Below are 3,073 nucleotides of genomic sequence, written 5' to 3' on the forward strand. Positions count from 1 at the left end.
CGTGGCGGCGCTACCCCGTATTGTCACGCTGGATAATTTTTCTATCAAAGGTGGCAGTACTGATAAGAAGTCGACCAACCTTTCTATGGAAGTGACCGCCAAGACCTACCGTTATATTGATGATGAGGCAGAGGAGTAGCTATGACTAGGGCTTTTTCGTCATTGTTATCTGGGTCAGATTTGTCTCTATATTTGTTTAGAGTATTCAGACTAGCAGCCCTTTTGGCGGCAGTCCTGGTTGCTAGTTGCGGTGGTGGCGATACTACTGATCTACAAAATTACGTTGCCCAGGTTAAGAGCCAACAAAAAGGGCGTATTGAACCCCTGCCGCAATTCAAACCTTTTGAAGTCTTTGCCTATGATGCGGCGTTAGAGAAAGATCCGTTTGCCGCTTGGGTAACGGAACGTATTCCTCAGCAGATAATTACTGAAAATGGTGTTGTGCAGCAGTCTGTGCGACCACGTGGCATCAGCCCCGACTTTGATCGGCGCAAAGAATTGCTCGAGCAATACCCGCTTGACTCATTAAATATGTTAGGTACTTTAGAGTTAGATAATGAACTGTGGGCGATAGTCAGTGATCCTGACAAGATCGTGCATCGGGTAAAAACAGGCAATTATATTGGTCAGAATTTCGGCAAAATTGTCGATGTAACCGAAGGCCAGCTAAGTTTGCGAGAATTGGTTGTCGATGGCTTGGGTGATTGGCGGGTGCGTGAAGCCAGTATTGCTCTTGCGGAAGCTTCGTAATCTCTTGAGGGTAGGTAAATGAAGATAATAAAACAGGCTAGGGCTTTGCTCGAAATGAGGGTGAGGTCTAATCTTAAACGCTATACTACGGTGCTAGTTTCCGCCGTATTGGTTTCCTTGGGTGCTTTGTTGATCGCTGGTGGTAGCGCGATTGCTGCAGACCGTGTGCTTGAAGACATTTCCTTTGTCTCCCTGTCTGGTGATCGTGTTCAAATAACACTCACAACTGATGGCACCATGCCTCAGCCGCTAAGCTTTACCATCGATAACCCTGCGCGCATTGCGATTGACCTGGTCGATACGACTAGCCAGCTTAAAGCGAAATCATTGCCAATTAATGTTGGTGTTGCCAAGAGTGTGACGACTGTTGAGGCAGGGGGCAGAACTCGCATTGTGCTTAATTTGGTTGAAATGGTGGCCTATGATCTTGATGTACAGGGCAATGATGTTGTTATTACCTTAGGTGGGCGTGGCGATAGCAATGCTTTGATTGCAAGCTCGTCAACACGTCACACTGCAGTCGCAGCGGCCGAGGTCACCAATGTTGATTTTCGCCGTGGTACTGCCGGTGAAGGTATTGTTATCGTTGAAGTATCTGACCCTGGGGTGACCTTCGATGTACGTGAAGAAGGCGGCAAAATTATTGTCGATTTCATTGATGTAGCGTTACCTCAACGTTTGGCTCAGCGCCTCGATGTCGTCGATTTTGCGACTGCGGTACAGACTATTGATACCACCTCTATAGGTAGTAATGTGCGCATGGTGATCGCTGCCAAAGGTTTTTACGAGCATTTAGCCTATCAATCTGACAAGGTATTTTCGGTGCAAGTCGCCGAAGTCTCCTCGCAAGCCAAAAAAGAAGAGTTACAGAAAGAGCGTTTTGGTTATACCGGCAAACGACTTTCATTGAATTTTCAGGATGTGCCTGTTCGCGCCGTATTGCAGTTGATTGCTGATTTCACCGATCTCAATATGGTGGCCAGTGATACAGTCGATGGCAATATTACCCTGCGTTTACGCAATGTGCCCTGGGATCAGGCGCTGGATATTATCTTGAAGACAAAGGGTTTGGATAAGCGTGAGTCCGGTAACGTGATTTTAGTTGGCCCGGCCGATGAAATATTGGCACGCGAACAACAAGAACTCGAGTCCAAGCAACAGATTGCTGAATTGGCACCGTTACGCTCTGAATTAATTCAGGTCAATTATGCCAAAGCCAGTGATATTGCCGCCTTGCTTGCAGGCGGCGGCTCATCGCTGCTGTCCGAGCGTGGCACAGTGACGGTCGATGAACGAACCAACACAATGCTGGTTAATGAGACGGCTGATAAGCTTGAACAGATACGTAAGCTACTGCTGAGTCTGGATATCCCCATTCGCCAGGTATTAATCGAATCACGCATCGTTGTTGCGAATGATAATTATAGTAAAGACCTTGGTGCCAGGTTTGGCATCACTGCTGATTTGGCGGGTGGTCTTAACTCAGGCAATGGCGGTGGACTCCTTTCTGGAGGAGGCACTAACGCGTTTGATACCCTGAATAATGCCACCGCGAATGATCTCGGCAATAACGTGATTGGCGATAGCTTAAACTCAGACTTGGGTATTCCTGGTTCCTTTGGTTCGATTGGCTTCAGTTTGACGAGGCTGCCTTTTGGCGCCTTGATTGATCTTGAATTAACAGCCATGCAAGCAGAGGACCGAGGCGAGGTCATTTCATCGCCCAGAGTAATCACGTCTAATCAAACAGAGGCCTTGATTGAGCAAGGCACCGAGATACCATTTCAGGAGGCATCATCGAGTGGTGCCACATCGATTTCATTCAAAAAAGCCGTATTGAGCTTGAGAGTGACACCGCAAATTACGCCGGATGATCGAATTATTATGGATCTACATGTAACAAACGATAGCGTAGGAGAAGAGACTGCTGGAGTGCCAAGTATTAACACCAACGAACTCCAGACACAAGTATTGGTTAAGAATGGTGAAACTATTGTTCTTGGTGGCGTATTTGAAGAAACTTCAAACACGAATATTGACAAAGTACCATTCTTTGGCGACATCCCCGTGCTGGGTCGCCTGTTCCGGCGGGATGGACGTACCAATAATAAATCAGAGCTGTTGATCTTTGTCACGCCCAAGATTCTTAAAGACGGCCTGCACACTACTCGCTAAGCATTATCTTTTAAAGAGTCTTCTGTCACAGCGTAGCGATTCAGCGGTGCGCTGCTCACCCAGCTATACTTTGGGTTATACTTTGCGGCAATAATCAGTTGTGTATTTATGCTGCAAAACTCTTCTCAAAATATTTTTTTAGTTGGCC

At 46.9% G+C, this 3,073-nt stretch carries 3 protein-coding genes; all 3 read left to right on the forward strand.

Going from position 1 to position 3,073, the window contains the following annotated elements; all coding sequences use genetic code 11:
* A partial coding sequence (gene pilO / locus JKY90_03180; GenBank protein MBL4851271.1) for a type 4a pilus biogenesis protein PilO occupies positions 1-139 on the forward strand: 139 nt, incomplete at its 5' end.
* 2 nt (positions 140-141) lie between these two features.
* Positions 142-750, forward strand: a complete 609-nt coding sequence (locus JKY90_03185; GenBank protein MBL4851272.1) for a pilus assembly protein PilP — start codon at positions 142-144, stop codon at positions 748-750.
* A 54-nt stretch (positions 751-804) separates the two neighbouring features.
* Entirely contained in the window at positions 805-2,925 is a 2,121-nt protein-coding gene (locus tag JKY90_03190; GenBank protein MBL4851273.1) for a type IV pilus secretin PilQ, read from the forward strand.
* Positions 2,926-3,073: the final 148 nt, after the last annotated feature.

The organism is Gammaproteobacteria bacterium (genome assembly GCA_016765075.1).
Classification (GTDB): Bacteria; Pseudomonadota; Gammaproteobacteria.